Below are 26,236 nucleotides of genomic sequence, written 5' to 3' on the forward strand. Positions count from 1 at the left end.
GATAATCCCCGAACTTGGCCAGTTGGCGATGATTCTGGCCATCTGCTTTGCCGTCGTGCAGGCCAGTGTGCCGCTGCTGGGCGCGTGGCGTGGCGACAGCCTGTGGATGAGCCTGGCGCGGCCGGCAGCCTGGGGGCAGTTTGCCTTCCTGGTGTTTGCCTTTGCCTGCCTGACCCATGCCTTCATGACAGACAATTTCTCGGTCGCCTATGTGGCCAGCAACTCCAACAGCGCCTTGCCCTGGTACTACAAGTTCAGTGCGGTGTGGGGCGCCCATGAGGGTTCGTTGCTGCTTTGGGCGCTGATCCTCGGCGGCTGGACCTTTGCCGTGTCGGTGTTCTCGCGGCAGTTGCCGCAGGTGATGCTGGCCCGCGTACTGGCGGTAATGGGCCTGATCAGCGTGGGCTTCCTGAGCTTCCTGATCATTACTTCCAACCCGTTCCAGCGCCTGCTGCCGCAGGTGCCGACCGATGGTCGCGACCTCAACCCGCTGTTGCAGGACTTTGGCCTGATCGTGCATCCGCCGATGCTTTACATGGGCTACGTGGGCTTCTCGGTGGCCTTCGCCTTCGCCATCGCCGCCTTGCTTGGCGGCCGGCTGGACGCGGCCTGGGCGCGCTGGTCGCGGCCGTGGACCATCGTTGCATGGGCGTTCCTTGGTGTCGGTATCACCTTGGGTTCGTGGTGGGCCTACTACGAACTGGGCTGGGGTGGCTGGTGGTTCTGGGACCCGGTGGAAAACGCCTCGTTCATGCCTTGGCTGGTGGGCACCGCACTGATCCATTCGTTGGCGGTGACCGAGAAACGCGGGGTGTTCAAGAGCTGGACCGTGCTGCTGGCAATTGCCGCATTCTCGCTGAGCCTGCTGGGTACCTTCCTGGTGCGTTCCGGCGTGCTGACCTCGGTGCATGCGTTTGCCGCCGACCCGTCACGCGGCATTTTCATCCTGTTTTTCCTGCTGTTCGTGGTCGGCGGGTCGCTCACGCTGTTCGCCCTGCGCGCACCGGTGGTCAAGAGCCAGGTCGGTTTCGCCCTGTGGTCCCGTGAAACGCTGCTCCTGGCCAATAACCTGGTGCTGGTGGTGGCGGCTTCGATGATTCTGCTCGGTACCCTGTACCCGCTGGTGCTCGATGCCCTGACCGGTGCCAAGCTGTCGGTCGGCCCGCCCTACTTCGACGCCTTGTTCCTGCCACTGATGGCGCTGCTGATGGTGGTGATGAGCGTGGGCGTGGTGGTGCGCTGGAAGGACACCCCGGGCAAATGGCTGGCCAGCATGATGACCCCGGTGTTGATCGGCAGTGCCATCCTTGCCCCGGTTGCCGGCTTTATCGTCGACGACTTCGATTGGCCAACACTGACGGCCTTCGCCCTGGCTGCCTGGGTAGTACTTGGCGGGCTGCGTGACATTTTCGACAAGACCCGCCACAAGGGCCTGGTCAAAGGCCTGCCGGGCCTGGGGCGCAGCTACTGGGGCATGCAACTGGCGCACCTGGGCCTGGCGGTGTGCGCGCTGGGCGTGGTGCTGTCCAGCAACAACAGCGCCGAACGCGACCTGCGCATGGCGCCGGGCGAAAGCGTGGAACTGGGTGGCTACCACTTCCTGTTCCAGGGCGCCAAGCACTTCGAGGGGCCGAATTTCATCTCTGACAAGGGCACCGTCGTGGTCAGCCGCGAGGGTCGTGAAGTGACCACACTGCACCCGGAGAAGCGCCTGTACACCGTGCAACAGTCGATGATGACCGAAGCGGGCATCGACGCCGGCTTTACCCGAGACCTGTACGTTGCGCTTGGTGAGCCACTGGAGAATGGCGCCTGGGCTGTGCGCGTACATATTAAGCCTTACGTCCGCTGGATCTGGCTGGGCGGTCTGTTGACCGGCCTGGGCGGGTTGCTGGCGGCCCTCGACCGGCGCTACCGCGTCAAGGTCAAGACCCGGGTGCGTGATGTCCTGGGCGTGTCTGGAGCAGCTGCATGAAGCGTTGGATCATGGTAGTGCCCCTTGCAGTGTTCCTGCTGGTGGTGGTGTTCCTCTACAAGGGGCTTTTCCTCAAGCCCGACGAGCTGCCTTCGGCAATGATCGGTAAACCGTTCCCGGCGTTTTCCCTGGCTTCGACACAGGGGGACCGTACCCTGACTCAGGCTGACTTGCAGGGCCGCCCGGCACTGGTCAACGTGTGGGCCACCTGGTGTCCGTCGTGCAAGGTCGAGCACCCGTACCTGAACCAGCTGGCACAGCAGGGTGTGGTGATCCATGGCGTCAACTACAAGGATGACAACGCCGCCGCGCAGAAGTGGTTGGCCGAGTTCCACAACCCCTACCAGCTGGATATTCGTGACGAGCAGGGCAGCCTGGGCCTGGACCTTGGGGTGTATGGGGCGCCGGAAACCTTCCTTATAGACGCCAAGGGCATCATCCGCTACAAGCACGTGGGCATCGTTGATGCCACGGTCTGGCGTGAACAGCTGGCGCCGTTGTACCAGGGCCTGATCGACGAGGCCAAGCCATGAAGCGCTGGCTGGCAGCTGCAGTGCTGGGCATGAGCCTGGCCGGTGTGGCCAAGGCGGCTATCGACACCTACCAGTTTCGCGACGAGGCCGAGCGCGAGCGTTACCAACAGTTGACCAAGGAACTGCGCTGCCCCAAGTGCCAGAACCAGGATATTGCCGACTCCAACGCGCCGATTGCTGCCGACCTGCGCCGGGAGATCTTCCGCATGCTCGGCGAAGGCCAGAGCAACCAGCAGATCATCGACTTCATGGTCGACCGCTACGGCGACTTCGTGCGTTACAAGCCGGCGCTCAGCGCGCGTACCTGGCTGCTGTGGTTTGGCCCGGGGATCTTGCTGGTCGGTGGCTTCGTGGTGCTGGCGGTGATCGTTCGCCGGCGCCGTGGCACGGCCGCGCAAGGCGCCGATGAGTTGTCTGCCGAAGAACGCGAGCGTCTCGCCAAACTGCTGGAAAAAGAACAGACCCATGATTGAATTCTGGCTTAGCGCGGGCCTGCTGCTGCTCGCTGCCCTCAGCTTTTTGCTGCTCCCGATCCTGCGTGGCCGCCGTCGCCAGCAGGAAGAAGACCGCACGGCCCTGAACGTGGCCCTTTACCAGGAACGCATCGCTGAACTGGCGACCCAGCAAGCCGCCGGTGTGCTCGATGAGGCGCAGATGGCCAAGGGCCGGGACGAGGCTGCCCGCGAGTTGCTGGCCGATACCGAAGGCGCCGAGGCCCCGCGCCAGGGGCATTTGGGCAAGGCCCTGCCGCTGCTGGCGGCAATGCTGGTACCGCTGATGGCGCTGGGGCTGTACCTGCATTTTGGCGCGGCCGACAAGGTGGCGCTGACCCAGGAATTTGCCGAGGCACCCAAGTCGATGGAAGAAATGACCACGCGCCTTGAGCGCGTGGTGCAGGCCCAGCCGGATTCGGCCGAGGCCATGTATTTCCTCGGCCGGGCCTACATGGCCGAGCAGCGTCCGGCCGATGCCGCGCGTACGTTCGAACGGGCCGTGGCCCTGGCTGGGCGCCAGCCCGAGCTGCTGGGGCAGTGGGCCCAGGCCCTGTACTTTGCCGCCAACAAGCAGTGGAGCCCGCAATTGCAGGCGCTGACTGACGAAGCGCTGAAGGCGGACCCCAACGAGGTGACCAGCCTGGGCCTGCGCGGTATTGCTGCGTTTGAAGGCGAGCGTTATCAGGAAGCCATCGACTACTGGAAGCGCTTGCTGGCGCAGTTGCCAGAAGGTGATACATCGCGTGCTGCCCTGCAGGGCGGTATCGACCGCGCCGCCGAGCGCCTGGGTGGCGCGCCAGCGCAGGCTACCGAACCTGCACCTGTGGCGGCTCGCCTGAAAGTGCGTGTGGAGCTGGCGGATGCTTTGAAGGACAAGGTCAAGCCGGACGACACGGTGTTTATCTTCGCTCGCGCCAGCAATGGCCCGCCGATGCCACTGGCGGCCAAGCGGGTGACCGTGGCGCAGTTGCCGATCGAGGTGGAGTTGTCTGATGCTGATGCGATGATGCCGCAGATGAAACTGTCGCAATTTGCCGAAGTCCAACTGGTTGCACGTGTTTCACGCGCGGGTCAGCCTACCCAGGGTGAATGGATTGGCCGGGGTGCTCCGTTGCCTAGCGCCACCCAGGCTACCCAGCGCCTGACCATCGACACTCCAGACCAGTAAGAGAGCAATGCCATGCATAGCACCGTCCGCCTGACCCTGATTACCCTGGCCTTGGGTTTGTCTGCGTGTACGGTGCACGAGCCGTACGAGCAGCCCGCGCCACCTATCGAGCGTGTGCCGCCGTCGGGGCCGGTGGTCAAGCCCTTGCCGGGCGGGCAGCCTTCCACTCAGCCGAGCAAGCCGGCAGCGATACCCAAGCCCATGCCACGTACCTCGGCCAGCTTTGCGCCACCGCCTGGTGGGGCAAGCCACTGGGATCCCAGGCTGGGTGTATATGTGTTGGAGAAGCAGCCCAATACCTTCTACCGGCAGCGTACCTACTATCGGTTCGATAACGGCTGGAGCTGGTCGTTGAGCCCGAATGGGCCTTGGCAGGAAACTGACAGCAGCGGTGTACCAGGTGGGTTAGGGCGGGCGTTCGCACAGTAACGCTGTTTCTGTATTTACTTCTGCTTCTGCTTCTGCTTCTGCTTCTGCTTCTGCTTCTGCTTTTGCTTGTAAGCGCGCGATAGTTCAGGCGACGGAGATTGCGACTTCAGGAGGCCGAGCGCAGGGCTTGCGGAGGGAGGTGACGGGCATGGATGCCCGTCAAGCGCTGGGCCCCAGGATGGGGCCTGCAGCGCGGTCCTCCCGGGAGCAAGCCCGGAGCGAGGGAACCCCGGAGCGTAGCGCAGGGGCCGGATGATAGGAGCCAGCGTTTTTTGGTTACTTTTTGTCGCGTTTGACAAAAAGTGACCCGCCGTAAGGGCGGAAAGGTGACTATGCGCCACCTGCGTGAATGAATACCTACTCGATGTGAGTGCCCACATCCAAGAAGCAAGAAGCAAGAAGCAAGAAGCGAACTCGTCTGTTTTGACTCAGCGAACAGTCCATTCGCGATGGCGACACGGACTCACCTTTTCGCCCTTACGGCGAGTCACTTTTTGTCAAACGCGACAAAAAGTAACCAAAAAACGCTGCGCTCCCATCATCCGGCCCCTGCGCTGCGCTCCGGGGTCCCCTCACTCCGGCCTTGCTCCCGGCAGGACCGCGCCGAAGGCCCCATCCTGGGGCCTCAGCGCTTGACGGGCATCCATGCCCGTCACCTGCCTCCGCAAGGCCTGCGTTCGGCCTCCTGAAGTCGCGAAGATCAAGATCAAGATCAAGATCAAGATCAACAGCAACAGCAACAGCAACAGCAACAGCAACGCAGCAACAGCACAGTACAGTTTTGCCTTGTTATTTCCATTGACTGTACCGGTCGGTGACTCCGCATAATGACGCCTCGAATTTACCCGGAGGTGGCATGCGCAAGACAGTCCTGGTACTGGTGGAAACCGTCGACGATTACCTGCCCATGCTGGAACAGGCCGGTTACCACCTGATCCGTGCACCTTCGCCGCAACTGCGCGCCGATGCCATTCATCGCCACGCCGAAGAAATCGATGCGGTGCTCACCCGTGGTCCGCTGGGGCTATCCGCCGCCGAAATTGACGCATTACCCAGATTGCAGATCATCTGCGTGATCGGCGCCGGCTACGAGCAGGTCGACCTGGCCGCCGCCGACGCCCGCGGCATAACCGTCACCAATGGCGCCGGGGCCAATGCCGCAGCCGTCGCCGACCACACCCTGGCCCTGCTGCTGGCGCTGCTGCGCGACATCCCCCGTGCCGATGCCAGCACGCGGCGCGGTGAATGGAACCGGGTGATCAGCCCCTCGGTGAGTGGCAAACGCCTGGGCATTCTCGGCCTCGGTGCAGTGGGCCTGGCAATCGCCAAGCGGGCTCACTTGGGCTTCGACATGCGCGTCAGCTACCACAGCCGCACACCACGCCAGGGTGTGCCTTATACCTGGTACGACAGCCCCCGACAGTTGGCTGAAACCGTCGACATCCTGGTGGTGGCCACCCCCGGAGGTGCCAACACCCGGCATCTGGTCGATGCCCAAGTCCTTCAGGCTCTGGGGGCTGAGGGCTATCTGGTGAACATCGCCCGTGCCAGTGTGGTCGACACGCAAGCCCTGATTGACGCATTGCAGCGTGGCCAGCTGGCTGGCGCCGCGCTGGATGTATTCGATGACGAGCCGGCAGTGCCCGATGCACTCAAGGCCTTGCCCAACACCGTGCTCACACCCCACGTGGCTGGCCAATCTCCAGAAGCCGCGCGCGACACGGTGGCCTTGGTGCTGCGCAACCTGCAGGCGTTCTTTGCCGGTGAGCCAGTTTTGACCCCGGTACGCCCGTAACCTTTTCCAGATATCTGCCCGGCAGCGCCCGGGCAACAAGGAGTTTGTGCATGCAACTCGAAATATTCCAGGTCGATGCCTTTTCCACTGAACCGTTCGGTGGCAACCCTGCCGCAGTGATCCCGCTGGAAAGCTGGCTGCCGGACGATGTGCTGCAGCGCATTGCCGAAGAAAACAACCTGTCAGAAACTGCCTACTTCGTGCGCAACGGCGAAACGTTCGACTTGCGTTGGTTCACCCCCGCCGTGGAAGTCGACCTGTGCGGCCACGCTACTTTGGCTTCGGCCTATGTGTTGTTCGAGCAACTAGGGGAGCAGGCGCAAGTGCTGCGCTTCAACACCCGCAGTGGCGAGTTGCGCGTCAGCCGTGGCACTGATGGCCTGCTGGCCATGGACTTCCCGGCCAAGCAACCCGTAGCGGTGGACATGCCGGCGGGCCTGCTGCAGGCGCTGGGCTTGAGCCAGGCACAGGTGGTGTACCGTAGCGACGATTATGTGGTGGTGATCGACGACGCCTTGCTGCTCGATACGTTGAAACCAGACTTTGTTGCACTGTCGGCCTTCGACGTCCGTGGCATTGCCGTGACCGCGGCAGGGCGTGGCTTTGACTTCGTCACCCGCTGGTTCGGCCCGCGGGTTGGTGTGAATGAAGACCCGGTAACCGGTTCGGCACACACCTCGCTGGCGCCGTTATGGGCCCAAAGGCTGGGCAAGAACGTGCTGAGCTGCGAGCAGGGCGGGGCACGCAAAGGGCAGTTGCAGTGCGAAGTGCCGGGCAATGGCCGCGTAATCATCAGTGGGCGGGCGGCGTTGTACCTGCGGGGCAATGTGTACATCTAGCATGGCGTGCGATGCCCTGGGGGGCTTCTATAATTGCAGGCCCATCTTTCCGTTCAAGGAGCCACCCATGGCCCTGGAAAAACACGGCACCTGCCTGTGCGGCGACACGCGGCTGACGGTCACCGTCGACAATACCCATATCAGCGCTTGTCATTGCAGCATGTGCCGCAAGTGGACCGGCGGCCCGCTGCTGGTGGTCCACTGCAGCAAGCCTCCGCTGATCGAGGGGCGTGCGCCGAGCGTCTATGATTCGTCCGACTGGGCCCAGCGTGCTTTCTGTGGCCGCTGTGGTACGCACCTGTACTACCGGCTCAAGGCCAACGACTTCCATGCCGTGCCGGTCGGCCTACTCGATGGCGACCAAGCCTGGGATTTCGACCTGCAGATCTTCGTCGAAGAGAAACCCGCGTGGTACTGCTTCGCCAATCAGACCAAGGAGCTGTCCGGCCAAGAGGTGTTCGAGCAGAACAGCTGATTCAACGCCATGTCTGTACGGGGGCATTCCGTTGGCGAATGCCTCCGTACAATTCTGCGTGAACTTGCCAAACCGGTGCATTCCTGAGAAAAGGGCGGTTTTGTTTTTCAGCGTTGGAGTGTACCCGTGAGCCAAGAACTGCAGATCATCGACCTGGTCGAGGGTGACGGCAAAGCCGCCGTCAAAGGCGCCCTGATCACCACTCAGTACACCGGCTGGCTGGCCGATGGCAGCGAGTTCGACTCGTCATGGTCGCGCGGTAAGCCGTTCCAGTGCGTGATCGGCACTGGCAGGGTAATCAAAGGCTGGGACCAAGGCCTGATGGGCATGCGCGTTGGCGGCAAGCGCAAGCTGCTGGTACCGGCGCACCTGGGCTATGGCGAACGCAGCGTAGGGGCGATCCCGCCAAATTCGGACCTGACCTTCGAGATCGAACTGCTGGAAGTGCTCACGCGGGATGATTGAGTGGGCACGTTGCAACCCGAGGTTCTTGCACCTTACACAATTGCGCAACACCCAGCCCCTAATCTAGGCCTTGCCTAGGGAACGGCATCCACCTCCAGGGAGGAACCAAACGGGTTCGGGGCACTCTGACCCTGACGCGTTGCCAGGGATGGCATTCACTACACGGGCGCCCTGCAATTGGCCGGGTGATGTGGCGGGTAAACCCGATTTTCTCTGCCACACGAGCCTGCCTTGATGAAGTTGCCAACATTCTTCCGCCGTCGCCGTCACTTGCTGCTGAGTCTGTTGCTCACAGCCATCGCCGTACCGTTGGCGCTGGAGGCTGTCGAAAGCCGGGCACGACCGGTGGATGGCACCCAGACCCTGGTGTTTCTGCGTCATGGCGAGAAGCCGGGCGAGGGGCTCGGGCAGTTGAACTGCCAGGGCCTCAACCGTGCGCTGGACCTGGCCAGTGTACTGCCCGAGCGCTTCGGCAAGGCCGACTACGTGTTTGCCGCCAACCCCACACGGCATGTCGAGGAAGGCAGCCGGGACGAAAGCTACAGCTACATCCGCCCATTGATGACCATCACCCCCAGTGCCATCCGCCTCGGCTTGCCGGTGAATATCGACTACGGCGCCAACGACACTGCTGAACTGGCCGATGAGTTGCTGAGCGACAAGTACCGCAATGCGACCATCTACACTGCCTGGTCCCACGGCTACCTGCCGGAACTGATCAACACCGTGGCCGGCAAGGCCTTGGGGGAGGAGCGGGTGGTCACCGAGGACTGGAGCGGCGAAGACTTCGACACGCTCTATGTACTGACCCTGACCTGGCAAAACGGCAAAGCCAGCCTGCTGAGCCGTAATGTGCGCCAGGGCCTGAATGACGGTGCGCATAGCTGCCCGACCTGATCCGCTGGTACTGTTTGGCAAGGAAGCCGGAACAGGGAAGGGCGATGAAACAGCGGGTAACGGTAATCGGTGGCGGAGTGGTGGGCCTGGCAACGGCTTACGCGCTGGTTCGGGAGGGGCGATCGGTTGATCTGATCGAGGCCCGCGACAACCTGGCGTCGGCCACCAGCTTTGCCAATGGCGGACAATTGTCTTATCGCTACGTGGCGCCGCTGGCTGATGCCGGAGTGCCGTGGCAGGCGCTGGGCTGGCTGTTGCAGGGCGAGTCGCCATTGCGGTTGCGCTTGCGCATGGACCCGGCCCAGTGGCGCTGGCTGCTGGCATTCACCCTGGCTTGCCGGCGTAGCGTCAATCGCCGTAATGCCGGGCAATTACTTGAGCTGGCGCTTTACAGTCAGGCCGTTCTGGCGCAATGGCGCAAGGAGCAGAACCTGGGGGATTTTGCCTGGCGGCGCAATGGCAAGCTGGTGGCATTTCGCAGTGAACGGGCCTTTGCTCAAGGCCGGGAACAGTTGACGGACCCGACCAGTCAGCAGGTGCTGGCGGCTGCCGAGCTGCGCGGGCTGGAGCCTGCCCTGGATGGCGTACCGTTTGTGGGCGGTGTGTTCACGGCAGGCGAAGAGGTTGGCGATTGCCACTTGTTTTGCTTGCGGCTGGAGGCGCTGTTGCGCGCGTCGGGGCAGTGCCGTTTCCTGCTTGGCCGGCCGGTGACGCAATTGGTTCAGCGCCAGGGCCAGGTCGTGGCACTGCAACTGGGCGATCAGCAACTGGACGTGGAGCAGTTGGTGCTGTGTGCCGGGCATCGCGGCCCAGGCTTGGCATTACCGGGAGTGCAGATACCGGTTTACCCGCTGAAGGGCTACAGCCTGACCGCGCCGATCAGCGCCGGGCACCTGCCCCCTGAGGTGAGCCTTACCGACTATGAGCGCAAGATCGTCTATGCACGCCTGGGGCAGCAGCTGCGGGTAGCGGCGATGGTGGACATTGTCGGGTTCGATGAGTCGGTGGACATGCGCCGTTTGCAGAGCATGCGGCGGCTGGCGCTGGAGACGTTGCCAAGGGCGGCGGATTATGGCCAGGCGGTGGAGTGGGCGGGGATGCGGCCGGCGACACCGACCGGGGTGCCGATCATGGGTGGGACGGTGTACCGCAACCTGTGGCTGAACCTGGGGCATGGCGCATTGGGGTTTACATTGGCGTGCGGCAGTGCGCAGCGCCTGGTCAAGATGATGGGTTGTTAGTTACGGCCTCTTCGCGGGCACGCCCGCTCCCACAGGGACCCCACGGTATTCAGGCTTGTGGTGGTCCTGTAGCGGCTTTAGCCGCGAAGAGGCCGGTACAGGCGAAGGCTGTCTAGCGGCCGAAGCGCATCGGCCAGCCCACCACTTTCTTCGTCCGTGGCGTCGCATAGGTGCGCACTTTGGACGTGCTCAAACCCATGCGCACCAGCGATTCGGCAATGGTCACCGCTGCACTCACACCATCCACCACCGGCACGCCGGTGCGTTGGCGAATCTGCTCGTCCAGCCCGGCCATGCCGCCACAACCCAGGCAGATCACCTCGGCCTTGTCGTCACGCACGGCGCGTTCGGCCTGCCCGACAATCGCCTCCACGGCCCGCAGCGGGTCGGCTTCCAGTTCCAGCACCGCCAGCCCGCTGGCTCGCACCGAGGCACAGCGGTCATACAGGCCCGAGAGCTTCAGGCGGTCCTCGATCAGTGGCACGGTGCGGTCCAGCGTGGTTACTACGGAATAGGCGTGGCCCAGGTACATTGCCGTGCTGGCGGCGGCGTCGGTAATGTCCACCACAGGCACGTTGAGCAGTTCCTGCAGGCCTTCGCGGCCATGTTCGCCATAACCGGCCTGGATCACGGCATCGTAGGGCCCTTCAAAGGCCAGGACCCGGTCCATCACCGCGATGGCCGCCAGGTAGCTCTCGAAGTTGCCCTCCACCGATTCGGCGCCGAACCAGGGCGTGAGGCCGACGATCTCGGTACCGGGTGCGGCCACCGCACGGGCCTGTTCGGCAATGGCGTGGGTAATGGCTTCGGTGGTGTTGACGTTGGCGATCAGAATACGCATGGGCAGTCCTCCTTGATTAATGGCCGCTGTGGTCGACGGCGATGCACTCGCCGCTGACGTCGTGGTAGTGGCGGTTACGTGGCGCGATCAGCAGGTACAGGGCGGCGGCGATGCCGGCACCGATCAGCCAGGAGAACGGCGCGATACCCTGGAAGTTGGGCACCAGGGCCAGCACGATGGCCAGCAGTGCGGCCGGCACGAAGGCGGCCACGGCGCGCAGGTTGATGCCCTTGCTGTAGTGATAGGCACCGGCCGGGTGCTCGGTATACAGCTCTGGCACGTTGATGCAGCCTTTGCGCAGCAACCAGTAGTCGGACATGATCACGCCGTACAGCGGGCCGAGCAGGGCGCCCAGGCCCGACAGGAAGTACACGATCACCAGCGGGCTGTTGTACAGGTTCCACGGCAGGATCAGCACCGCCAGGGTGGCACTGATCAGCCCGGCACGGCGGAAGTTCAGGTGGCGCGGCGCCAGGTTGCTGAGTACGAAGGCCGGGGCGACGAAGTTGGCCATGATGTTCACCGCCACGGTGACGATCAGGAAGGCCAGGCAGCCGAGCACCAGGAATGGCGTGCTGGGTATGGCGGCGACGATCTGCGTCGGGCTGTCGATGATGTGGCCGTTGATCTGGAACTGCGCGCCGCACAGCACCACGGTGATCACGGCGAACACCAGGATGTTCACCGGCAGGCCCCAGAAGTTGCCGACGCGGATGGTCTTGCGGCAAGGCGAGGAGCGGGCGAAGTCACAGAAGTTCAGCACCAGGGTGCCGTAGATCGCCAGCCACAGTGCGCCGCCGGCAAAGATGTTGCGCCACATCTCGTAGCCGGTCAGCGGGGTAGCCACCGACCAGGCAATGCGCGCGTCGGCCTTGAAGTACATGAACACCGCCAGGGCGGCGACGGTCAGCAGGATCACCGGCCCGGCAAAGGCCTCGTAACGGCGCACCATCTCCATGCCGTAGGCCAGGATCACCAGTTGTACCAGCCAGATCGACACGAAACACACCCAGCCCAGGCTCGACAGGCCGAGGATGCTGTCGTGGTCGTAGGCTGCCAGTTGCGGCCACACGGCGGTGAGCAGCACCCGCAGCACCACCGATGCCAGGTAGGTCTGGATGCCGAACCAGGCGATGGCGATGACGGCACGGATCAGCGCCGGTATCTGCGCGCCGTGGATGCCGAAGGCAATGCGGCTGATGACTGGAAACGGCACCCCGGTTTTTTGACCCATGTAACCCGACAGGTTCATGAAGAAGTACACCAGTGCCGCGCCGATGGCCAGCGACAACAGAATTTGCCAGCCACCCAGGCCGAGGGCGAACAAGCCCATGGCGAACGAATAGTTGGCGATATTGTGCACATCGTTTGTCCATAGCGCGAAGATGCTGTAGCCGCCCCAGCGACGGCCTTCCATCCGGGTTGGCGCCAGGTCGCGGTTATGCAGGCGCGGGCTGAGAACAAGGTCCGGCTGGTGACCGGCAAGCTTGGAACTCGGGTGTGTGCTGGCGACGGATTGTTCAGGGGCAAGGTCGAGGCTGCTACTCATTCCGGCGGGCTCCTGATGCACATGGACTGCGATGAGCGGGCATGCGCACGGGCTCGCCATCTCGTCGGTGCAGCGTTGGCATCACAGGGTTATGGGCGCGGCGGCCGACATTGGGTCGGCGTCGCGGATTCTTGTGTATCTATGTTTTGTTTAAGTTGTATACAAAACACGAACACACAAAAGCGAGTTCCATGCCAAGGGAAGCGCAGGTTTCAATAGGTGATCATTTCGAACTTATCTTGTTCAAAGGTAAGTTAATGAAATACAGAGAATATAAGTTGACCAAATGAACAAGTTATATTTTTTGAAAGATTGATTAGTTGATCATTTGGTCAAAATAACGGGTGGAAAGTGTGTAACGAATTGGGGCGCCACTGAAGAAAGTGCACACAAAAATGGCACCTATGGTTACGTTTTTGTGTACAAAAAATAGTCAGCTTTTCCTGTACTGGCCTCTTCGCGGGCACGCCTGCGAGGAGGCCAGTACAGGGGCCAATCAATCCATTGGCGGCAACCGCCGCTTGACCGGGGTCTTCTTGATGATCGCGGTATTGGTCTCAGCCAGCACATTCATGAGGTCGAGCAGCGTGTCCAGCTGCTCCATCGAGCGCACATGCAGTCGGGCGACGAAGCAGTCTTCGCCAATGACCTTGTCGCATTCGGTGAACTCAGGGATGGCAATGATCTGGCGCTCCACTTCTTGCAGCTTCCCCGGTAGCGGACGGATGCGCACGATCGCCTGCAACTGGTAGCCAAAGGCGCGCGGGTCGACCTCCACGGTGTAGCCGCGCAGCACGCCGCGCTCTTCGAGCCGGCGCAGGCGCTCGCTGACGCTGGGTGCGGACAGCCCGCTGACCTGCGCCAGCGCCTTGAGCGAGCGGCGCGAGTCCTCCATCAGTGCGTTGATCAATAATTGGTCAATGGCATCGGTCATGCTCACCTCATCAGGTAATTCGTGTTATTTGCCTTGATAGTAAAGGCAGACCCACGAATATGCCTTGGTTATCCGCTGGATGGCCAGCCTGCAGCCTTTGCATACTGTTGCCATTATCAAAGGGAGGTTTGAGATGGACAGTTCATTGCGCCGTGGCTCGCTGGAGATGGTCGCCGCCATGCTGATTTCCGGGACCATTGGCTGGTTCGTGCTGGTGTCCGGCCAGCCGGTGCTGGATGTGGTGTTCTGGCGCTGCGTGTTCGGTGCCGTGACCTTGCTGGCGATTTGCGCCGCGTTTGGCTTTCTGCGCCCAGGTGTAATCAGCCGCACGGCATTTTTGCTGGCGATTGCCAGTGGGGTGGCCATTGTCGGCAACTGGCTGCTTTTGTTTGCCTCGTACGCGCGGGCGTCGATTGCCATCGGCACGGCGGTTTACAACGTGCAGCCATTCATTCTGGTGGGGCTGGCGGCGCTGTTTCTGGGCGAAAAGATCACCTTGGCCAAGGTGACCTGGCTGAGTGTGGCGTTCCTAGGCATGCTGGCCATCGTCAGTGCCCATGGCGCTGGGCAAAGTAATGGCGAGGACTATCTGCTGGGGGTTGCCCTGGCGCTGGGGGCGGCATTCCTGTATGCAATCGCGGCGTTGATCATCAAGCGCCTGAGTGGCACGCCCCCGCATCTGATAGCGCTGATTCAGGTAACCACGGGTGTATTGCTGCTGGCGCCATGGGTCACGCTTGGCGGGTTGCCGGTTGAAATGCCGGCGTTGGCCAGCTTGTTGACACTGGGGATGGTGCACACCGGCCTGATGTATGTGCTGTTGTACAGCGCCATCCAGCGTTTGCCCACGGCGTTGACCGGTGCGCTGTCGTTCATTTACCCGATTGCGGCAATTCTGGTGGACTGGGTGGCGTTCGGGCACCGCCTGGCGCCGCTGCAGTGGCTGGGGGTGGGGTTGATCCTGCTGGCGGCGGCGGGCATGCAACAGGGGTGGTGGTTCCGCTCGGCGCGGCATCCTGTAGGCGCGGGTTTACCCGCGAAGAGGCCCGCAAGGTAGAATGCCGCTTTTTGCCAGCCTGCGATCCGCCATGACCTCGCCCATCGACACCCTTGAGCAACACCTGCTTGCCGCCCTCGACCCTGCCCCACAGGAAACCCGCCGCCTGTTTCACGGTCGCGGCCGCTGCTGGCCGGGCCTGGAGCAGGTCACCGTCGACTGGCTGCAGGGCGTGCTGTCGGTCGCCTTGTTCCGTGAGCCGGCCGAGGGCCAGCTGGCCGAACTGGAAACCATGCTGCGCAGCTTGGCCGAGCGCCCGCAGTGGACCGGTCAGGCTGTCATCATCCAGCACCGCTACCTGCCCGACAGCCCGGGCCAGTGGCTGCTGGGCGAGCCGTGCCAGCAACGCGAAGTGATCGAGGACGGCCTGACCTACCTGCTGGACTTGGGCGTGCGGCAAAACAATGGCCTGTTCCTCGACATGCGCTATGGCCGCCGCTGGGTGCGCGAGCAGGCGGCGGGCAAGCGCGTGCTCAACCTGTTCGCCTATACCTGCGGCTTTTCCGTGGCAGCGATTGCCGGTGGTGCCGAGCAGGTGGTGAACCTGGACATGGCCAAATCGGCCCTGTCGCGAGGCCGGGACAATCACCGCCTCAATGGCCACGATGCATCACGGGTGGCGTACCTGGGGCATGAACTGTTCAAGTCGTGGGGCAAGGTGCGCAAGTACGGGCCTTATGACCTGATCATCATCGACCCGCCTACCTTCCAGCGTGGCAGCTTTGTGCTGACCCAGGATTACGCAAAGATCCTGCGGCGTTTGCCGGAGTTGTTGAATGCGGGAGGGACGGTGCTGGCGTGCGTCAACGACCCGGGGATCGGGCCTGAGTTTCTGATCGAAGGCATGGCAGCGCAGGCGCCTTCGCTGGCTTATGTCGAGCGTCTGGAAAACCCGCCGGAGTTTCCGGACGTTGACCCGGCGGGGGGGCTGAAGGCCTTGGTGTTCCGCCGGGTTTGATGTTGCTTGTGCGTTACTGACCGGTATAGATCTGGTCAAACACCCCACCATCATTGAAGTGGGTCTTCTGCACGGTACGCCAGTCACCGAAGGTTTTCTCCACCGACAGGAAGTCCACTTTCGGGAAGCGGTCGGTGTACTTGGCCAGTACCGTTGCATCACGCGGGCGCAGGTAGTTGTTGGCGGCGATCTCCTGGGCTGCTGGTGACCACAGGTACTTCAGGTATTCCTCGGCCACGGCCTGGGTCCCCTTCCTGGCCACCACCTTGTCGACCACCGTCACCGGAGGCTCGGCTTCGGCCGATACGCTTGGGTAGACCACTTCGAACTGGTCGCGGCCAAACTCGCGGGCGATCATCTCGGCTTCGTTCTCGAAGGTGACCAGTACGTCACCGATCTGGTTGGTCATGAACGTGGTGGTGGCGGCACGGCCACCGGTGTCCAGCACGGGTGCCTGCTTGAACAGCTTGCCGACGAAGTCGCGGGCTTTGCTTTCATCGCCGCCTTGCTTGAGTACGTAGCCCCAGGCCGACAGGTAGGTATAGCGGCCATTACCCGAGGTTTTCGGGTTGGGCACGATCACCTGCACACCGTCCTTGAGCAGGTCGGGCCAGTCTTTCAGGGCTTTTGGGTTGCCCTTGCGCACGATGAACACCGTGGCCGAGGTGAATGGCGCGCTGTTGTTCGGCAGGCGGGTTACCCAGTTGTCGGGCACCAGCTTGCCCTTGTCTGCCAGGGCGTTGATGTCGGTGGCCATGTTCATGGTGATGACATCGGCCGGCAGGCCATCGATCACCGCACGCGCCTGCTTGCTCGAGCCGCCGAAGGACATCTGCACGTTGACCTTCTCGTTGTGCTCGGCTTCCCAGTGTTTCTGGAAGGCCGGGTTGTAGTCCTTGTAGAAGTCGCGCATCACGTCGTAGGAAACGTTGAGCAGGGTGGGGGCGGCCTGGGCGAGGTTACCCAAGGCCAGGCCTGCGGCGAGCAGCGAGGCGGTGAAGAGCTTTTTCACGATGCTTCCTTGTACTTGAAGGGTGTTGGGGCAGATTGCCAGCGACTATAGCGGGTGGCTTTATACGGGTTAAAGAACAAAAAATGCTTTGGTTATGCTTCTGCCCGTACCGGCCTCTTCGCGGGCATGCCCGCTCCCACAGGTACGGTGTAATGCTCGGGCCTGTGGTGATCCTGTGGGAGCGGGCGCGCCCGCGAAAGGGCCTGTACAGGCACCGTCATTGCTTGGGAAACAACCCATTCCCACAGCGACAACAGAACGCCGCCCCATGCTCGTGGGTCTTCTTGTGGCAGGTCGGGCAATCATGCTGCAACTGCTCCCCGCGCATGGCATTGGCCAGCTCTGCCGTGAAGATACCGGTCGGCACGGCAATGATCGAATAACCGGTGATCATCACCAGCGACGACAGCACCTGCCCCAGCGGAGTCTTCGGCACGATGTCGCCAAAGCCCACGGTGGTCAGGGTAACGATGGCCCAGTAGATGCCTTTGGGGATGCTGGTAAAGCCATGCTCAGGCCCTTCGATCACGTACATCAGCGTGCCGAACACGGTCACCAGCGTCGATACCGTCACCAGGAACACGATGATCTTTTGTTTGCTGCCGCGCAGCGCCTCCATCAGGTAATGAGCCTGCTTGAGGTACGGGCTGAGCTTGAGTACACGGAAGATCCGCAGCATCCGTATCACACGAATGATCAACAGGTACTGGGCGTCGCTGTAGTACAGCGCGAGGATCCCCGGCACGACCGCCAGTAAATCGACCAGGCCATAGAAACTGAAGGCATAGCGCAGCGGCTTGGGCGAGCAGTACAGGCGGGTGATGTATTCGGCCAGGAATATCGCGGTAAAGCCCCACTCGATGCCAGCCAGCAGGCCGGCGTAGCCTTGGTGTACTTCGTCGATGCTGTCGAGGATCACCGTGACCAGGCTGGCCAGGATGATCAGTAGCAGGATCTTGTCGAAGCGGCGACCGGCTACGGTGTCGGTCTGGAAAACGATGACGAAGAGCCGCTCGCGCAGACTCGCTGGGTTGTTCATTGGCTCGTTCCACAAAAGCGATGGGCTGAGCCTAGGGGTTGCGTTTCAGCTGTGCAAGCGGCTGGCGTTGCGCTGCCTGGGTTGTGCCAGGTAGCTGCCCAAGTGCATCAGCCAACAGGCGGCAACGAAGGGGGCGGTCAGGGCAGGCAGCGGCAACAGCTTGAACAGCGGTTGCAGCAGCAGGGCCAGGGCTACTGCCAGCAACGTCACCCATGGTTTTTCGCCCTGGCGGCTAAACGCCAAGGCTGCCAGCGCGGCGTTGAAGCCGCAAAGGCCTAACCATGCGGCCTGTGCATGATCGGCGAGCAGGGCCACGCCGCCACCAATGGCCGAACCGATCACCGCCCACAACGCCGCATAGGGGTTGGCGATGAACATGCCGACGATGATCAGCAACCCGGCCAAGGGCTGGTCGAGCAGGAAGATCTGGCCCACGCCGCGGGCCAACGCATACAGCGGGTCGGCTTCGACGAAGCCGCTGGGCGAGGGGCTGGCGACCAGCAGTGTGGCCCAGCCCAGCAATACGAAAGGGGAGGTGTAGGCAATCAGCAACTTGCCGCCACGCTTGCGCCACTGGTGGGTGATGATGCTGGACAGGCCGCCGGCGGCGATGATCAGTGGCGGCAGGATCGCCGACCAAGGCAGCACCGCGCTGATCAGGATGCCGATCAGCACGCCGTTGTAGCAGTACAGCCCCGCTTGGCGGTCGGCACGGTCATAGCCGCGTGCCTGGGCGGTGAGCAGGCCGGCCAGGGCGCCAAGCAGCGCGCCGCCGACCAGGTTGGGCGCCGTCAGCAGGATGGCCAGCAGGCAGCAAAGGCCGCACAGGGGGTTGCGCAGCAGCAGCACCTGGCTGAAGCCGTTGAGTAGCGCCGTGGCCCAGTCGGGGCACGGGTTGACGAAATTTTTGGTGTACATGGGGCAGTCAGTGAGGTTGATGGGGGAGCGGTGGGCCTCTTTGAGCCTCGATTTTCCGCGGTCGGGTAGTTCGGTATTCGGAGAGCGCTTTGCCCTCCAATCGCGATACAAGGCCGCTTCCACAGGGATCGCATTCCCTTGTGCCAGCGCCGCCCTGTGGAAACGGCCTTGTGTCGCGAAAGGGACGCAACGCGCCCCCGGCAATCTCAGATCAAAGTCTCGATCCGCAGCGTATTAGTCGATCCCGGCTTGCCGAAAGGTACACCGGCCGTGATCAGCAGCGTGTCGCCACGGCTGGCCATGCCTTGCGCCTGGGCAATCTCCAGGGCGGTGGAAACCACCTCGTCGACTTGACGCAGGCGGTCGTTGACCACCGAATGCACGCCCCAGGCCACGCTGAGGCGGCGCGCGGTGTTCAGGTTCGGCGTCAGGTTGAGGATCGGTGCCCGTGGCCGCTCACGTGCCGCGCGCAGGGTCGATGCGCCCGACTCGCTGTAGTTGACCAGCACTGCCACCGGCAGGATGCCGCTGATACGGCGGATGGCGCAGCTGATGGCATCCGACACGGTCGCCTCGGCCTTTGGCCGGCCGACGTCGAGCTGGGCCTGGTAGTCCGGGCCGTTCTCAACCTGGCGGATGATCTTGCTCATCATCTGCACGGCTTCGAGCGGGTAGTCACCCGAGGCGGTTTCGGCCGACAGCATTACTGCATCGGCACCTTCGGCTACCGCGTTTGCCACGTCGGTGACTTCGGCACGGGTTGGCGCTGGCGAGAAACGCATCGACTCGAGCATCTGCGTGGCCACCACAACCGGCTTGCCCAGCTGGCGGCAGGTACCGATGATGCGCTTCTGGATCTGCGGCACGCTTTCGGCCGGCACTTCCACGCCCAGGTCACCACGGGCCACCATGATCGCGTCTGCCAGTTCGGCGATGGCTTGCAGCTGTTCGACTGCCGATGGCTTCTCGATCTTGGCCATCAGGTAGGCGCGGTCGCCAATCAGCTGCCGCGCTTCAACGATGTCTTCAGGGCGCTGAACGAACGACAGGGCTACCCAGTCCACACCCAGCTCCAGGCCAAAGGCCAGGTCGCGGCGGTCTTTTTCGGTGAGCGGGGAGAGGTCGAGCACCGCTTGCGGTACGTTGACGCCCTTGCGGTCGGAAAGCTCGCCACCGTTCAGCACCTCGGTGTCGATGGCGTCGCTGTGCTTGGCGGTAACGCGCAGGCGCAGCTTGCCGTCGTCCAGCAGCAGGTCCATGCCGGGCTCAAGGGCGGCGATGATTTCGGGGTGCGGCAGGTTGACCCGGCGGCTGTCGCCCGGGGTCTTGTCCAGGTCCAGGCGCAGGGCCTGGCCGCGTTGCAGCTGCACTTTGCCTTCGGCAAAGCGGCCAACGCGCAGCTTCGGCCCTTGCAGGTCCATGAGGATACCCAGCGGGTAGTTCAGTTGCTGCTCGACTTCGCGGATCCACTGGTAGCGCAGGGCGTGGTCGGCATGCTCGCCATGGCTGAAGTTGAGGCGGAAGATGTTCACCCCGGCTTCGACCAGCTGGCGGATATCGTCGATGCCGTTGATCGCAGGGCCAAGGGTGGCGAGGATCTTTACTTTTTTATCTGGCGTCATGATTGGGCAGTCTCGAGGATCAGGATGGCGCGGAAGTCGTTGACGTTGGTGCGAGTCGGTTCGGTGACGATCAGCGCATCCAGCGCGGCGAAGTAGCCGTAGCCGTTGTTGTTGTCCAATTCGTCGCTGGCCGACAGGCCCAACGCTTCGGCGCGGTCGTAGCTGGCAGGGGTCATGAAGGCACCGGCGTTATCTTCCGAGCCATCGATGCCGTCGGTGTCACCGGCCAGGGCGTATACGCCCGGCAGGCCTTTCAGGCTTTCGGTGAGGCTGAGCAGGAACTCGGCGTTGCGCCCGCCACGGCCATTGCCGCGTACGGTCACGGTGGTTTCGCCACCCGACAGGATCACGCAGGGCGCCTTGAGCGGCTGGCCGTGCTGAACGATTTGTCGGGCGATACCGGCATGCACCTTGGCCACTTCGCGCGATTCGCCTTCGAGGTCGCCGAGGATCAGCGGGCTGAAACCGGCCTGACGGGCTTTGACGGCGGCGGCTTCGAGCGACTGCTGGGGTTTGGCGATCAACTGGAAGTGGCTGCGGGCCAAGGCCGGGTCGTCGGCCTTGACGGTTTCCGAGGCCGGGTTGTTCAGCCAGTCGATGACCGCTTTGGGCGCTTCGATGTTGTAGCGTTTGAGGATGGCCAGGGCGTCGGCCGAGGTGCTCGGGTCGGCCACTGTGGGGCCGGAGGCGATTACCGTAGCGAGGTCGCCCGGTACATCGGAAATGGCATAGGTGTAGACCGTGGCCGGCCAGCAGGCCTTGGCCAGGCGCCCGCCCTTGATCGCCGAGAGGTGCTTGCGCACGCAGTTCATCTCGCCGATGGTGGCACCGGATTTCAGCAGCGCCTTGTTGATCTGCTGCTTGTCGGCCAAGGTCAGGCCTTCGGCAGGCAGGGCCAGCAGCGCCGAGCCACCGCCAGACAGCAGGAAGATGACGCGGTCGTCTTCGTTGAGGTTGCTGACCAGTTCCAGCACGCGCTTGGCCACAGCCAGGCCGGCAGCATCCGGGACCGGGTGGGCAGCTTCGACCACCTCGATCTTCTGGCAGTTGGCGCCGTGGCCGTAACGGGTCACGACCAGGCCGGAGACTTCGCCCTGCCAGCTTTTCTCGACCACTTCGGCCATGGCGGCTGCGGCCTTGCCGGCGCCGATGACGATAACCCGACCGCTGCGATCGGCGGGCAGGTAGGGTTCGAGGACTTGACGGGGGTGGGCGGCGGCGATGGCTGTGTCGAACAGCTCGCGGAGAAGTTTTTGCGGATCGACCGACATGGCAGGCTCCCAATTATTGTTGTTCTACAGAATCAAAAACGCCCCTGGAACTGCCTCCGTGCAGGCCGAACCAGGGGCGGGTGTTGCTCGATGCCACCATTGGGCCTGTGGTCGCAGGTTCAACGGCGTTGGCTTCTTCGCGGGCAAGCCCGCTCCATGCACAGCTTTGAGCGATTGTGCGGTCTTTGTAGGAGCGGGTTTACCCGCGAAGAGGCCAGTGAAGGCTAAAAACGACTTATTTATCGCCGCGGATCGAGAAGTTGGCCATGTGCTCCAGGCCTTTGATCAGCGCCGAGTGGTCCCAGTTGCCGCCGCCCAGGGCCTGGCAGGTGTTGAACACTTGCTGGGCATTGGAGGTATTGGGCAGGTTGATGCCCAGTTCCTTGGCGCCTTGCAGGGCCAGGTTCAGGTCCTTCTGGTGCAGGTTGATGCGGAAGCCTGGGTCGAAGGTGCCCTTGATCATGCGCTCGGCGTGCACTTCGAGGATTTTCGACGAGGCGAAGCCGCCCATCAGTGCTTCACGCACCTTGGCCGGGTCTGCACCGTTCTTGGCGGCGAACAGCAATGCTTCGCTGACGGCCTGGATGTTCAGGGCGACAATGATCTGGTTGGCGACCTTGGCGGTCTGGCCGTCACCGTTGCCACCGACGCGGGTGATGTTCTTGCCCATGGCTTCGAACAGCGGCAGGGTGCGCTCGAAGGCGTTCGGGCAGCCACCGACCATGATGCTCAGGGTCGCAGCCTTGGCACCGACTTCACCACCGGATACAGGAGCGTCCAGGTAGGCGGCACCGGTAGCCTTGATCTTCTCGGCGAAGGCTTTGGTGGCGGTTGGCGAGATCGAGCTCATGTCGATCACCACCTTGTTCGGGCCAACGCCTTCGGCCACGCCGTTTTCACCGAACAGGACGCTTTCGACCTGCGGGGTGTCGGGGACCATGACGATGATGAATTCGGCTTCCTGGGCAACTTCTTTCGGGTTGGCCAGGGCCACTGCACCGGCAGCGATCAGGTCGGCTGGCGCGGCATCGTGGTGGGTGGAAATGAACAGGCTGTGACCTGCCTTCTGCAGGTTCTGGGCCATGGGCTTGCCCATGATGCCGGTGCCGATGAAACCGATTTTAGCCATGAGAGATTACCTCGTTGTATTTGTTGAATCTCGATGGAGCAGGCTGCACAGGCCCGTTGTTGGACACAGAATTCTGTGGGAGCGGGTTTACCCGCGAAAGCGGCAGTGAAGCCAACGTCGCATTCGCGGGTAAACCCGCTCCTACAGGGTCAGGCATGTGTCACAGGACCTCGATCAGCCTCAGATTGCGTTATGGGTTTTCAGCCAGCCCAGGCCCGCTTCGGTAGTGGTCTTGGGCTTGTACTCCGCGCCCACCCAGCCCTGGTAGCCAATGCGGTCCAGGTGTTCGAACAGGAAGCGGTAGTTGATCTCGCCGGTACCTGGTTCGTTGCGGCCTGGGTTGTCCGCCAGCTGGATGTGGTTGATCACTTTCAGGTTGGCTTCCATGGTGCGAGCCAGGTCACCTTCCATGATCTGCATGTGGTAGATGTCGTACTGCAGGAACAGGTTGTCGCTGCCCACCTCGGCCTGGATTTCCAGCGCCTGTTGGGTGGTGTTCAGGTAGAAACCGGGGATATCGCGGGTGTTGATCATTTCCATGACCAGGCGAATGCCGGCGGCCTTGAGTTTGTCAGCGGCGTAGCGCAGGTTCTCGACAAAGGTCTTGCGCACGGTGGCGCAGTCCGGGCCTTGTGGGCGAATACCGGCCAGGGCGTTGACCTGGGTGTTGCCCAGGACCTTGGCGTATTCGATGGCCTTGTCGACACCGGCGCGGAATTCTTCGATGCGGTCGGGGTGGCAGGTGATGCCGCGCTCACCTTTGGCCCAGTCGCCGGCCGGCAGGTTGAACAGCACCTGGGTCAGGCCGTTGGCCTCCAGCTGCTGCTTGATTTCAGCCGCGCTGAAGTCATAGGGGAAGAGGTATTCGACGCCGCTGAAACCAGCGTCGGCGGCAGCCTTGAAGCGGGCCAGGAAGTCCTGTTCGGTGAACAGCATGGACAGGTTGGCAGCGAAGCGAGGCATGAGTTGTCTCCTTGCGATGAAGGCCCCCAGGGCGTGCCTGGGGGCGTCAGGCGATCAGTCCAGCAGCGAGATGGCGGTTGGCGCGTCGTTGCCGACCAGGGCCAGGTCTTCGAACTCGTTGACCGCGTTGATCTCGGTGCCCATGGAAATGTTGGTCACACGCTCGAGAATCACTTCAACCACCACCGGCACGCGGAACTCTTCGGCCATCTTCTGTGCCTTGATCAGGGCAGGGGCGATTTCTGCTGGCTCGAACACACGGATGGCCTTGCAACCTAGGCCTTCGACCACAGCGACGTGATCGACACCGTAGGTGGCAGCGTCGGTCGAGTTGATGTTCTCGAACGCCAGTTGTACACAGTAATCCATGTCGAAGCCACGCTGCGCCTGGCGGATCAGGCCCAGGTAGGCGTTGTTCACCAGTACGTGGACGTACGGCAGGTTGAACTGCGCACCTACCGCCAGTTCTTCGATCATGAACTGGAAGTCGTAGTCACCCGACAGCGCGACAACCTTGCGCTTGGGATCGGCTTTGACCACGCCCAGCGCGGCAGGGATGGTCCAGCCCAGCGGGCCGGCCTGGCCGCAGTTGATCCAGTGGCGAGGCTTGTACACATGCAGGAACTGTGCGCCGGCAATCTGCGACAGACCGATGGTGCTGACGTAGCAGGTGTCCTTGCCAAATACCTGGTTCATTTCTTCGTAGACGCGCTGCGGCTTGACCGGCACGTTGTCGAAGTGGGTCTTGCGCTGCAGGCTCGACTTGCGCTCCTGGCACTCTTCCAGCCAGGCCTTGCGGCACTTGAGCTTACCGGCGGCTTTCCACTCGCGGGCCACTTCCAGGAACACGTCCAGTGCCTTGCCAGCATCGGAAACAATGCCCAGGTCCGGGGTAAACACGCGGCCGATCTGGGTCGGTTCGATGTCGACGTGTACGAACTTGCGGCCTTCGGTGTAGACATCGACGGAACCGGTGTGGCGGTTGGCCCAGCGGTTACCGATACCGAATACCAGATCGGACTTCAGCAGGGTTGCGTTGCCATAGCGGTGCGAGGTCTGCAGGCCGACCATACCAACCATCTGTGCGTGGTCGTCCGGGATGGTGCCCCAGCCCATCAGGGTCGGGATTACCGGTACGCCGGTCAGTTCGGCGAATTCGACCAGCTTGTCGCTGGCGTCGGCGTTGATGATGCCGCCACCGGCTACCAGCAGTGGGCGCTCGGCGTCATTGAGCAGGGCCAGGGCTTTTTCGGCCTGTACGCGAGTGGCGGACGGCTTGTGCACGGGCAGCGGTTCGTAGGCGTCGATGTCGAATTCGATTTCGGCCATCTGCACGTCGAACGGCAGGTCGATCAGCACCGGGCCTGGGCGGCCGGTACGCATTTCGTAGAAGGCCTTCTGGAAGGCGTAAGGCACCTGGCCTGGCTCCAGAACGGTGGTCGCCCACTTGGTCACCGGCTTGACGATGTTGGTGATGTCGACAGCCTGGAAGTCTTCCTTGTGCAGGCGGGCACGTGGCGCCTGGCCAGTGATGCACAGAATCGGGATGGAGTCGGCCGAGGCACTGTACAGGCCGGTGACCATGTCGGTGCCGGCAGGGCCGGACGTGCCGATGCACACACCGATGTTGCCCGGGTTGGCGCGGGTGTAGCCCTCGGCCATGTGCGAGGCACCTTCGACGTGACGAGCGAGGACGTGATCGATGCCACCGACTTTCTTCAGGGCCGAATACAACGGGTTGATGGCAGCCCCCGGGATGCCGAACGCGGTATCTACACCTTCACGGCGCATGACCAGAACGGCTGCATCGATTGCTCTCATTTTGCTCATGGTTTGTGCCTCATCGATTTTGTAATTGTATACAACTTGCTTTGCGACAGAGTGTATTCACGCCTGGCGGCTCAGGTCAATGGGTTTTCATCGACTAAGCTGGCTTTCGTCAGAGCGCCCGCGAAAACGAGGGTTTGCGCCATCGCATACGATCGTTTCAAAATATTGTATACAAAAATATCTCTCGTTGTGTTCTATTTGTTCGATCGGTTTTCAACTGCCCTCAGGGCTTCTCACAACAAGAAGAGGACCTTTCCATGAACGTTCTGAACCTGAAAGTCGCTGTCAGCCTGGTGAATGCCGCGCTGGTGGCGGGCCGCAAGATCAATGCCGCGCCACTGACCGTGGCGGTGCTGGATGCCGGCGGGCACCTGCTGGCGCTGCAGCGTGAGGATGGCGCCAGCCTGATTCGTCCTGAGGTGGCCACTGGCAAAGCCTGGGGCGCGATTGCCCTGGGCAAGGGGTCGCGCTTGCTGGCGCTGGATGCGCAGCAGCGGCCGGCTTTTTTTGCTGCGCTGAACGGCATGGGTGAGCGGCCGGTGGTGCCGGCGCCAGGTGGGGTGCTGATTCGTGATCAGGACGGCAAGGTGCTGGGTGCCGTGGGGATCAGCGGCGATACCTCGGATATCGACGAGCAGTGTGCGATCAGTGCGATCGAGGAGGTGGGGTTGCGGGCAGATGCCGGGGTAGCGGCCTAAATCTCTATTGCCTGTTCTGGCCCATTCGCGGACGAGCCCGCTCCCACAGTGACCCCACTACCTTCAGGCATGTGGTGATCCTGTGGGAGCGGGCTTGCCCGCGA

Annotated in this window: 26 protein-coding genes; 15 read left to right on the top strand and 11 right to left on the bottom strand. The window is 62.6% G+C overall.

The annotated features are described in order from the left end of the window. Position 1 precedes the first annotated feature (1 nt). The 12 genes from AC3B5Q_RS07695 (at position 2) to AC3B5Q_RS07750 (ending at position 10,311) form a co-directional block, all read left to right on the top strand. Positions 2-1,975: a heme lyase CcmF/NrfE family subunit gene (locus AC3B5Q_RS07695; protein ID WP_325951007.1), complete on the top strand. Its 1,974-nt coding sequence runs from the start codon at positions 2-4 to the stop codon at positions 1,973-1,975. Further along, entirely contained in the window at positions 1,972-2,508 is a 537-nt protein-coding gene (locus AC3B5Q_RS07700) for a DsbE family thiol:disulfide interchange protein (protein WP_103469881.1), read from the top strand. The genes AC3B5Q_RS07695 and AC3B5Q_RS07700 overlap by 4 nt, the downstream gene beginning before the upstream one ends. Then, positions 2,505-2,981, top strand: coding sequence for a cytochrome c-type biogenesis protein (locus AC3B5Q_RS07705; RefSeq protein ID WP_021785211.1), 477 nt, complete (start codon positions 2,505-2,507; stop codon positions 2,979-2,981). Before AC3B5Q_RS07700 ends, AC3B5Q_RS07705 begins: the two co-directional genes overlap by 4 nt. Then, complete coding sequence (gene ccmI, locus AC3B5Q_RS07710; protein WP_325950550.1) at positions 2,974-4,170, top strand: c-type cytochrome biogenesis protein CcmI; 1,197 nt, start codon at positions 2,974-2,976, stop codon at positions 4,168-4,170. Before AC3B5Q_RS07705 ends, ccmI begins: the two co-directional genes overlap by 8 nt. Before the next feature lie 12 nt (positions 4,171-4,182). Further along, positions 4,183-4,599 carry a hypothetical protein gene (locus tag AC3B5Q_RS07715; protein WP_021785213.1) on the top strand — a complete coding sequence of 139 codons (417 nt, stop codon included), beginning with the start codon at positions 4,183-4,185 and terminating at the stop codon, positions 4,597-4,599. A gap of 645 nt (positions 4,600-5,244) precedes the next feature. Then, entirely contained in the window at positions 5,245-5,427 is a 183-nt protein-coding gene (locus AC3B5Q_RS07720; protein WP_157829285.1) for a hypothetical protein, read from the top strand. A gap of 28 nt (positions 5,428-5,455) precedes the next feature. Further along, positions 5,456-6,394, top strand: a complete 939-nt coding sequence (locus tag AC3B5Q_RS07725) for a 2-hydroxyacid dehydrogenase (RefSeq protein ID WP_103462227.1) — start codon at positions 5,456-5,458, stop codon at positions 6,392-6,394. 50 nt (positions 6,395-6,444) lie between these two features. Then, complete coding sequence (locus tag AC3B5Q_RS07730) at positions 6,445-7,233, top strand: PhzF family protein (RefSeq protein ID WP_103462228.1); 789 nt, start codon at positions 6,445-6,447, stop codon at positions 7,231-7,233. Between the two features lie 67 nt (positions 7,234-7,300). Continuing rightward, positions 7,301-7,708, top strand: a complete 408-nt coding sequence (locus tag AC3B5Q_RS07735) for a GFA family protein (RefSeq protein WP_004577113.1) — start codon at positions 7,301-7,303, stop codon at positions 7,706-7,708. A 126-nt stretch (positions 7,709-7,834) separates the two neighbouring features. Beyond that, positions 7,835-8,173, top strand: coding sequence for an FKBP-type peptidyl-prolyl cis-trans isomerase (locus AC3B5Q_RS07740; RefSeq protein ID WP_003254365.1), 339 nt, complete (start codon positions 7,835-7,837; stop codon positions 8,171-8,173). Positions 8,174-8,407: 234 nt separating this feature from the next. After that, entirely contained in the window at positions 8,408-9,070 is a 663-nt protein-coding gene (locus AC3B5Q_RS07745) for a histidine phosphatase family protein (protein ID WP_338444725.1), read from the top strand. A 44-nt stretch (positions 9,071-9,114) separates the two neighbouring features. Next, positions 9,115-10,311: a D-amino acid dehydrogenase gene (locus AC3B5Q_RS07750; protein WP_103469879.1), complete on the top strand. Its 1,197-nt coding sequence runs from the start codon at positions 9,115-9,117 to the stop codon at positions 10,309-10,311. 112 nt (positions 10,312-10,423) lie between these two features. Here AC3B5Q_RS07750 and AC3B5Q_RS07755 read toward each other — a convergent pair whose 3' ends face one another. The 3 genes from AC3B5Q_RS07755 to AC3B5Q_RS07765 form a co-directional block, all read right to left on the bottom strand. Then, entirely contained in the window at positions 10,424-11,152 is a 729-nt protein-coding gene (locus AC3B5Q_RS07755) for an aspartate/glutamate racemase family protein (RefSeq protein WP_021782996.1), read from the bottom strand. Positions 11,153-11,168: 16 nt separating this feature from the next. Beyond that, on the bottom strand, positions 11,169-12,701 hold the full coding sequence (locus tag AC3B5Q_RS07760) for an NCS1 family nucleobase:cation symporter-1 (RefSeq protein WP_103462231.1): 1,533 nt from the start codon (positions 12,699-12,701) through the stop codon (positions 11,169-11,171). A 496-nt stretch (positions 12,702-13,197) separates the two neighbouring features. Then, a complete protein-coding gene (locus AC3B5Q_RS07765) occupies positions 13,198-13,635 on the bottom strand; it encodes an Lrp/AsnC family transcriptional regulator (RefSeq protein WP_003254357.1) in 438 nt (145 codons plus the stop codon). Positions 13,636-13,768: 133 nt separating this feature from the next. On the opposite strand from AC3B5Q_RS07765, the gene AC3B5Q_RS07770 reads away from it, so the two are divergent. Continuing rightward, the gene (locus tag AC3B5Q_RS07770) at positions 13,769-14,692 is read left to right on the top strand and encodes a DMT family transporter (RefSeq protein WP_103462232.1); all 924 of its coding nucleotides are present in this window, start codon (positions 13,769-13,771) and stop codon (positions 14,690-14,692) included. 31 nt (positions 14,693-14,723) lie between these two features. Next, the gene (locus AC3B5Q_RS07775) at positions 14,724-15,650 is read left to right on the top strand and encodes a class I SAM-dependent methyltransferase (RefSeq protein ID WP_374755432.1); all 927 of its coding nucleotides are present in this window, start codon (positions 14,724-14,726) and stop codon (positions 15,648-15,650) included. A gap of 13 nt (positions 15,651-15,663) precedes the next feature. Here the strand turns inward: AC3B5Q_RS07775 and AC3B5Q_RS07780 are convergent, their stop codons facing one another. From AC3B5Q_RS07780 to gcl, 8 genes are all read right to left on the bottom strand, one after another. Beyond that, on the bottom strand, positions 15,664-16,662 hold the full coding sequence (locus AC3B5Q_RS07780) for a sulfate ABC transporter substrate-binding protein (protein WP_103444723.1): 999 nt from the start codon (positions 16,660-16,662) through the stop codon (positions 15,664-15,666). A gap of 217 nt (positions 16,663-16,879) precedes the next feature. Further along, positions 16,880-17,701 carry an ion transporter gene (locus tag AC3B5Q_RS07785; RefSeq protein ID WP_135192522.1) on the bottom strand — a complete coding sequence of 274 codons (822 nt, stop codon included), beginning with the start codon at positions 17,699-17,701 and terminating at the stop codon, positions 16,880-16,882. 45 nt (positions 17,702-17,746) lie between these two features. Beyond that, positions 17,747-18,619 (bottom strand): urea transporter, encoded by an 873-nt coding sequence (locus AC3B5Q_RS07790; protein WP_103462234.1) that lies wholly within the window; start codon positions 18,617-18,619, stop codon positions 17,747-17,749. A 206-nt stretch (positions 18,620-18,825) separates the two neighbouring features. Continuing rightward, positions 18,826-20,241: a pyruvate kinase gene (gene pyk / locus AC3B5Q_RS07795; RefSeq protein WP_103462235.1), complete on the bottom strand. Its 1,416-nt coding sequence runs from the start codon at positions 20,239-20,241 to the stop codon at positions 18,826-18,828. Next, positions 20,238-21,512 (bottom strand): glycerate kinase type-2 family protein, encoded by a 1,275-nt coding sequence (locus AC3B5Q_RS07800; protein WP_021783004.1) that lies wholly within the window; start codon positions 21,510-21,512, stop codon positions 20,238-20,240. Before AC3B5Q_RS07800 ends, pyk begins: the two co-directional genes overlap by 4 nt. Before the next feature lie 235 nt (positions 21,513-21,747). Beyond that, the gene (locus tag AC3B5Q_RS07805) at positions 21,748-22,641 is read right to left on the bottom strand and encodes a 2-hydroxy-3-oxopropionate reductase (RefSeq protein ID WP_021783005.1); all 894 of its coding nucleotides are present in this window, start codon (positions 22,639-22,641) and stop codon (positions 21,748-21,750) included. Positions 22,642-22,821: 180 nt separating this feature from the next. After that, complete coding sequence (gene hyi / locus AC3B5Q_RS07810) at positions 22,822-23,604, bottom strand: hydroxypyruvate isomerase (RefSeq protein ID WP_021783006.1); 783 nt, start codon at positions 23,602-23,604, stop codon at positions 22,822-22,824. Between the two features lie 54 nt (positions 23,605-23,658). Beyond that, on the bottom strand, positions 23,659-25,434 hold the full coding sequence (gene gcl / locus AC3B5Q_RS07815; RefSeq protein WP_010955038.1) for a glyoxylate carboligase: 1,776 nt from the start codon (positions 25,432-25,434) through the stop codon (positions 23,659-23,661). Positions 25,435-25,691: 257 nt separating this feature from the next. Here gcl and AC3B5Q_RS07820 point away from each other — a divergent pair, with 257 nt between their 5' ends. Further along, positions 25,692-26,132: a GlcG/HbpS family heme-binding protein gene (locus tag AC3B5Q_RS07820; protein WP_010955037.1), complete on the top strand. Its 441-nt coding sequence runs from the start codon at positions 25,692-25,694 to the stop codon at positions 26,130-26,132. Positions 26,133-26,236 lie beyond the last annotated feature (104 nt).

This window comes from Pseudomonas sp. D5(2026) (assembly GCF_057766845.1).